Here is an 8,028-nt window from a genome sequence, read left to right on the forward strand (position 1 = left end):
GTGGTAAATCGCTTTTTTCTCTAAAAGTTGTGCATGCGTACCCGATTCAACCACAGAGCCGCCATCAATCACTAAAATTTGATCGGCATGTTCAATGGTTGAAAGGCGGTGAGCTATCACAATGGAGGTGCGATTTTTTTGCAATTCATCAAGCGCGCCCTGAATATGGCGTTCCGATTCGCTATCAAGTGCAGAGGTGGCTTCATCTAAAATTAAAATAGGTGCATCACGTAAAAGTGCACGTGCAATTGCTAAACGTTGACGTTGTCCGCCGGAAAGTAGCGCACCATTTTCACCGATCACAGTGTCCAGACCGTCCGGGAAATCATTAATGAACTCCATCGCATGCGCCGTTTCAGCCGCTTTAATAATATCTTCACGGCTGTATCTGTCCGTCGCAGCATAAGCGATATTATTGGCGATGGTATCATTGAATAAATGCACATTTTGAGAGACCACTGCCACCTGATCACGCAGTGAACTTAATGTGTATTCATTAATATTGACACCATCCATTTTTATAACACCTGAATCTATATCATAAAAACGGGTTAACAAATTGGCTATGGTTGATTTGCCTGATCCAGAGCGCCCTACTAATGCAAAGGTTTGTCCTGCTTTCAAGTCAAAACTAACATTGTTTAATGCGGGTTTTTCTGTACTTGGGTAAGTAAAAATAACATTGTTTAATTCAATATCACCCTTAACACGTTTAACCTTTAGCGTACCTTCATCTTTAGCCACGCTTTTATCTAACATGGTAAATAGGCTTTTGCTGGCTGCAATCCCCTTTTGTATTTCATTATTTACTTGGGTAATATTTTTAATAGGTTTCATCAAGCCCATCATCGAGCTAATAATCACCACAAATTTACCCGCAGAAAGAGTATCCATAATCTCTGGGAAAGTCGCTAAAAAGAGCACAAATGCCAAGGCGAAAGAGGCAATCGTTTGGATAATAGGTACGCTTATCGCATTGGCACTGGCCATTTTCATATTTTGCGTGCGTACGGTATTGCTCACCCTATTAAACTTCTCATTTTCAACTTGTTGGCCGCCAAACATCAACACCTCTTTGTGGCCCTTTAACATCTGCTCTGATGATGTCGTTACTAATCCCATTGCGTTTTGTAGATTTCTTCCAATTTTACGAAAACGTTTGCTTACAATGCTGATGGCAATCCCGACTAATGGAGCGACAATAAAAAACACCATCGATAGCTGCCAACTTTGGTAGAACATCATTGCTACTAAACCAATTAATAACGCGCCTTCTCGAAATATTTTTACCAGGGCATTGCTGGCTGCATTAGAAACTTGGCTGGCATCATAGGTTATCTTAGAGAGTAGTTCCCCCGTATTAGTTTTGTTAAAAAAGCTAATCGGTAACGCCATTAGTTGGCTAAACAGTTGTCGTTGTAGTTTCATTACCACGTGGTTGCCCACCCACGCCATGCAGTAGGAGCTGAGAAAGGCAAACAGTCCGCGAAAAGCGATCACAATTACCACAAAATAGGGCATCATCTTTAAAATCGTTGGGTCTTGTCCCGTAAAACCACGGTCTAATAGAGGTTGTAGCGACCAGATAAGTAACATATCTACGCTGGCATAACCGACCATGCCGACAATGGCTACAAACAGCGCTAATTTAAAATCTTTAACATATCCTACAAGGCGTTTAAATACTAACCAGCCATTGTTTTCATTATTTGTCATCTATGGTTCCAATTGACAGATCAAGGGAGAAAAGAGTGATGATACCAATAAGAAGCAAGATCTTCTCTATATGTTTGCATCTTAATTTGTTCTTTATTTATCTTAAAACGGATAAAACCCTGTAAGCCGCTATTGACCATTTTAACACCCCTGTTTTTATAACGCGACACCACAGGTGCAGCAGGAAACCCCCAATGATTCATAAATCCAGCCGTAAAAATCACCCACTGCGGAGAAACGGCCTTGATAAATGCCTCACTCGATGAATGTTTACTGCCATGATGTGGGGCAAATAAGAGATCACTTTGCAGTAATGATGGCCATTTTTCAAGCAACAGTGATTCCTGTTTTTTGTCAATATCTCCTGTTAATAATAGTGAATGTGTCGCATCACTTATATGTAATACACAGGAATTATTATTGTTATTATTGGTTAACGAAAAAGGCGATAAGACAGTAACCGACAGCCCGCCTAAAGACCAGCTATCTCCCGCCCTGCATAAGCGGACTTTTAAGTTGTTTATCTTGTCGATGATTAAGGGTTCACCAAGCATAATCTGCTTAGGTTTGAATTCATTATTGATTACAGCCACCCCGCCGGCATGATCAATATCACTGTGGCTAACCACCACATAATCCAGTTGCTTAATAGCCAGTGAATTAAAATAAGGCACAATTTCGCTTGCAGCAGCATTAAAACCAGACGGATAACGTGGACCGCTATCATAAAGCAATGTTTGTCCCTGACTTCTTATGAGTACCGCCAAACCTTGACCAACATCTAAGACCTCCACAAACCATTGTGCTGAATCATTCTGCTTTTCTTTCCAAAATGAGAGAGAAACAACGGCGAGCAATACAGCGGCAAAAACAGCGCCTGTTTTACGGTTACTGCTTGCTTGAAAATAGATAACAAACAGACCAATAGCCAAACTAATTAACAAAATAATAAGCCATGAATGCGCAGCTGAATAGATTTGGTAAGCAGCTTCTGTGCCATCAAAAAAAGCAAAGAAAAGGGTAATTAAAGAATCCGCAATAGCGAAGAGCATAACTGCAAGCGGCTCTGCGATAAGAGAAAATAAACACCCTAATAAAATCAAAGGAATAATCAATAGCGAAAAAAGAGGCACAGCAATAAAATTAATAAAGGGTGACAACCCGCTAAATCCGGCAAAGCTTAATAACTGGATAGGTATCATAAGTAAGGTTAAGCCAAACTGAATTAAAAAAAGGAATTTTAGATAGCGCTTGAGCGCAGCAAAGCGTTTAGCCCCCTTCTGCTTGATAGCGCGAGGAAAACGCCAAAGAATAAGTAAAATAATCGCAACGGCAGAAAAAGAGAGCCATAAACTTAAACTCAACACGGCTAACGGATCCCATAATAAAATAACAAACAGGGTCAAGCTAAGCAGATCAAATAGCGCACATTTTCGTTTCATCGATAAAACGACTACTGCCAATAGCAGCATTAGCAATGCGCGTTGTGTAGGCAGCGAAAAACCGGCAAGATAAGCATAAAACAGCGCCCCAGCCAAGGCGCTGAAATTAATAAAGCGCCAGGAAATCCAACCTAGATAGCGTTCCGGAAAGAAACTGTTGACCAATAAATGTAATAGCAGATAAACAAAAGAAAAAAGAAGACCGATATGCAATCCTGAAATAGCAAAAAGATGTGATATAGATAACTTTTTGATCTGCTCTTTTTTATCAAAACTGATTAATGTTTTATCGGCAAATGAGAGCGCTAAAATAACACCCTGATTATTTAATGAATCAGATAATGCCTTAACTTTCTGATAAAAATGCGCGCGAAAAGTGATTCGATCAGATTGCCGTGACAGATGTTTTTTGATTGTTGCCTGATACGCTATATGGTCAGAAAAACGCCATTTTTGGCGATCAAAGCCGGCAGGATTGGCGCGTCCGTAAACGGGCTTAAAGCGAACCTTAAAACCGTGTGTCTCGCCCGCCTGAACATCAAATGTCGGCTTGTACCAGCGCATCTCTAACCGTGGAGAATAATTTACGTGATTACCATCAAGTTCGAGTAATGTGGCCGTAAAATAACCTCTGTTTTTGATACTTATTAATGAATTGATTTGCACTATTATGCTATGGTCTTGTCCGTCGACCGCTGTCTGTAAAGAAATAGCGTTAGAAAAAGGCAAAGCAAGATTTAACATGGGGTTGGGTAAACTTCCGGTCAATGTTAAATGTGCATAAAATGTAAAGTAAATAGCGGCAAGTGGAATTACTGCAAGACGACGTAAACGCGGTAGGGTTAATAAAATAAAAAAAATAACTAGGCAGTAAACAATGTTTTTATCGTTCAATAACTGCGGCCAAAATAGGCTTGATACAAAAACAGTAATGATTAGCCACAAAACTATGCGCATTATTATCCGAATTAATTAACAGAAAACCCTAATTATATGCCAAAAAAATTTATTAAGCGTTTTTCACCAAACCCAGAAACATTAAAGGCACACCCTCACCTTAGGCATTTTGGACAAGCTCTACAGAATCCAAATTTATGGCACTTAAACCGCCGTAGTGCAGCTGGTGCCGTTGCTGTTGGGCTTTTTTGTGCTTGGATGCCAATTCCATTTCAAATGCTTCTAGCTGCAGTTGTCGCCATCTTATTTACCGTCAATCTTCCCCTGTCGGTGGCGTTAGTTTGGGTTTCCAATCCAATCACTATGCCCCCACTATTCTATGGCGCATACCGTTTAGGCGCATTTATATTACAAGAGAACGTAGTTGAATTTAAGTTTCAACTGTCATTTGCATGGCTCGCTAAAATACTCGAAACTATTGCGCCCTCTCTGCTGTTAGGCTGCGTGATTATGGGCATCTCCAGCGCAATTTTAGGCTATGCTCTATTGCGTCTTTTTTGGCGTTTTAACATCACTAAAAAGTGGCAACGTCGTAATAAAAAATAAAACATAAAACATAAATTAGATAAGCAAATATTACTCACCAACAAATGCGCCCTCTCGCGGTGCCTTTTAGCTCTCTTTTTTCCTCTCTATTGCAATTAAAACGCTCCCCGAACTAGATGAAATATTTGCTAGATTAAGTTGCTCTCGATGTCGATCACTAAAATATCACGTAGAAATAAAAAAACAATATAGATGCTACACTAGAATAGAAGGTGTTAATAATGTGTGACATAAAACAGATTAAGACTAATAAAGTATGCTGATTAGTAATTCGTTATTGAAATATTAAGTAACGGTTTTAAACAGCATTTTTATGTAGTTATTACCATTGATAAGATATTTCATCGGGAGAAATACAATGAGCTATAGCCATATACTGGTCGCTGTTGATTTAACTAAATCCAGTGATGTTGTGATCGATAAAGCCGTCTCGTTAGCTAAAGATGCTAATTGCAAACTTTCATTTATTTATATTGATGCTAGCTATGTAAGCTCCTTAGGATATGTAAGTAGCTTAGGGCTAGTTAAACCTGAAATTGATAAGGTCGTCATTGAGACCAAAGAAAAAACTGTCTTGCAAAAAGAGCTGCAGGCATTAGCTGAACAAGCGGATTATCCGGTAACAAACACACTGGTTGTGATGGGAGATTTAAACGATAAACTAAAAACAACGGTGAACGACATGGATGTGGATCTATTAGTTTGTGGGCACCATCATGATTTTTGGAGCCGTCTATTATCTTCAGTGCGCAAACTAGTAAACACAGTAACCACAGACTTATTAATTGTTTATATTGACAAATAATCACAAAAAATATTAGCCCGACGATCAGATCACGACTAAAAATTGTACCGTTAATTCTAATCGGAAGTTAATAGAGATAAGGCCAACATAGTTGGCCTTATCTCTTAGACTCGAGCGCTAGAGTAAAATTCACTTCGATATCAGCCCCAAGATGCCTTATAAAGAATATATTTTGCAACTAATTTCTACAAAAATGGCCAATAGCGCCATTATCGACCTCTATTACGTGAAATACCAAGTCAGGAAATGGCTGCAAAGGCAGTTACAATAATTAGCTTTTTGTTAAAGCATAAAGATACCCTGCCGAAAATTCGGCCGGGTATCTGAGCTTGATTATTCATTCACAGCAAAGTGTTACTTATCCTGTAGTGCTGCATGCGCGGCCGCTAAGCGAGCAATGGGTACCCGATAAGGTGAGCAGGAAACATAGTCGAGACCAATCTGATGACAAAATATAACACTTGAGGGTTCCCCACCATGCTCACCGCAGATACCGAGTTTTAAATCAGGGCGGGTACTGCGCCCCTTTTCGCTTGCCATTTTCAGCAGTTGACCAACGCCTTCTCGATCCAGTTTGACAAACGGATCACTTACAAAAATGCCATTATTAATGTACTCGGGCAAAAAACTACCCGCATCATCGCGCGACAATCCATAAGTCGTTTGGGTCAGATCATTGGTACCAAAGGAGAAAAAATCGGCCTGCTGGGCAATCTCGTCAGCCATCAAAGCAGCCCGTGGTAATTCAATCATAGTGCCAATCTGGTAATCGACCTTAACGCCATAGTCGTTCATCACCTCTTGCGCAACGCAAATCGCATTATTGCGTAGAATCCGTAATTCACTGACATCAGCAACCAACGGGATCATGATCTCCGGTACAATTTTATAACCTTCATTTTTAACCAGTTCACAGGCTGCCTGCATAATCGCGCGTACCTGCATATCGTAAACTTCAGGGTAGCTGATACCCAGGCGACAGCCACGATGGCCAAGCATAGGATTGAACTCATGAAGCGCTTCTACACGTTCTTTTATCTCTACAAAGCGCTTTCCGGTCACAGCGGCAAGATCGGCAATATCATCATCACTCTGTGGTAAAAATTCATGCAGAGGCGGATCCAGCAAGCGAATGGTTACCGGCAGCCCTTTCATCTCACGAAACAGCCCCAGAAAATCGCCTTTTTGCATCGGCATTATTTTATTTAGTGCTTTTTCCCGTCCCGCCCGAGAATCAGAAAGGATCATTTCACGCACCGCCTGAATTCGCTCGCCTTCAAAAAACATATGCTCAGTACGGCACAAACCTATCCCCTCTGCACCAAACTCTCGTGCCACCTTGGCATCGTGAGGCGTATCGGCATTGCATCTGACTTTAAGGCGACGCAGTTTATCAGCCCAGCTCATTAGCGTGGCGAAATCACCACTAACCGCACCCTGCACTTTCGCTACATCGCCGAGAATGACCTCGCCCGCACTGCCATCAAGGGTAATAATATCTCCCCGTTTAACGGTATAGCCTGATTTGGTGACCAGTAACTGCTTTTCATAGTCGATTTTAAGATCACTGCAACCGGCGACACAGCATTTCCCCATGCCACGCGCGACAACGGCTGCATGAGAGGTCATGCCACCGCGTGCAGTCAGAATTCCCTGCGCAGCATTCATGCCATGGATATCTTCCGGGCTGGTTTCAATGCGTACCAAAATAACTTTCTGTTTAAGGCGATTCTGCTCGACAGCTTGCTCGGCATTAAATACCACTTTACCCGTGCAGGCCCCCGGTGATGCCGGCAACCCTTTGGCGATAATATTTTTTTCCGCATCGGGAGCAATAGAGGGGTGCAGCAGTTGATCTAACTGCTCTGGCGCAAGACGTAAAACAGCTTCCCGCTCACTGATCAACCCGTCGCGCACCATTTCTACCGCAATTCTGATAGAGGCGTAAGCAGTTCGTTTACCGGTTCGGGTCTGCAGCATATAAAGTTTGCCAGACTCGATGGTGAATTCAATATCCTGCATATCTTTATAGTGCATTTCCAGTGTTTCACGGATCCCCAAAAGCTGCTGATAACAGGTCGGCAGCACATCTTCCAGAGCAGGCAGATCGCCCTCTTTGTATTTAACCTTGTTAAGTGGCTGCGGTGTCCGTATACCGGCAACCACATCCTCTCCCTGGGCATTAACCAGATACTCTCCATAAAAATAATTTTCCCCAGTGGCAGGATCGCGAGTAAAGGCAACGCCCGTTGCGCAATCATCCCCCATATTGCCAAATACCATCGCCTGTACATTGACAGCAGTTCCCCAATGAGAGGGGATGTTATTAATCTGCCGATAGGTCACCGCACGCGGATTCATCCAAGAACCGAACACAGCGCCAATCGCTTCCCAAAGCTGCTGCTGCGGATCATCGGGAAATTCACTGCCGAGCTGCTCTTTATAACTGGCCTTAAATTCGCCCACCAGCTGCTGCAGATGGTCGGCGCTTAATTTATTATCCTGTTCAACAGCTGCGCTGCGTTTTTTCTCTTCCAGCAGCTTTTCAAAAATATCACCACT

At 42.0% G+C, this 8,028-nt stretch carries 5 protein-coding genes; 2 read left to right on the forward strand and 3 right to left on the reverse strand.

Features of this window, described 5'->3' with window-relative positions:
- The coding region (gene msbA / locus ACJAT7_RS16345) for a lipid A ABC transporter ATP-binding protein/permease MsbA (RefSeq protein WP_415227870.1) at window positions 1-1,716 on the reverse strand (1,716 nt) is incomplete at its 3' end.
- Window positions 1,717-1,736: 20 nt separating this feature from the next.
- The gene (locus ACJAT7_RS16350) at window positions 1,737-4,115 is read right to left on the reverse strand and encodes a DNA internalization-related competence protein ComEC/Rec2 (protein WP_415227871.1); all 2,379 of its coding nucleotides are present in this window, start codon (window positions 4,113-4,115) and stop codon (window positions 1,737-1,739) included.
- Window positions 4,116-4,151: 36 nt separating this feature from the next.
- Here ACJAT7_RS16350 and ACJAT7_RS16355 point away from each other — a divergent pair, with 36 nt between their 5' ends.
- A complete protein-coding gene (locus ACJAT7_RS16355; protein WP_415227872.1) occupies window positions 4,152-4,661 on the forward strand; it encodes a DUF2062 domain-containing protein in 510 nt (169 codons plus the stop codon).
- A gap of 358 nt (window positions 4,662-5,019) precedes the next feature.
- The gene (locus ACJAT7_RS16360; RefSeq protein ID WP_415227873.1) at window positions 5,020-5,466 is read left to right on the forward strand and encodes a universal stress protein; all 447 of its coding nucleotides are present in this window, start codon (window positions 5,020-5,022) and stop codon (window positions 5,464-5,466) included.
- Between the two features lie 354 nt (window positions 5,467-5,820).
- Here the strand turns inward: ACJAT7_RS16360 and ppdK are convergent.
- Window positions 5,821-8,028: pyruvate, phosphate dikinase (gene ppdK, locus ACJAT7_RS16365; protein ID WP_415227874.1), on the reverse strand; the 2,208-nt coding region annotated here is incomplete at its 5' end.

It is taken from the genome of Psychromonas sp., assembly GCF_047632995.1.
Lineage (GTDB): Bacteria > Pseudomonadota > Gammaproteobacteria > Enterobacterales > Psychromonadaceae > Psychromonas.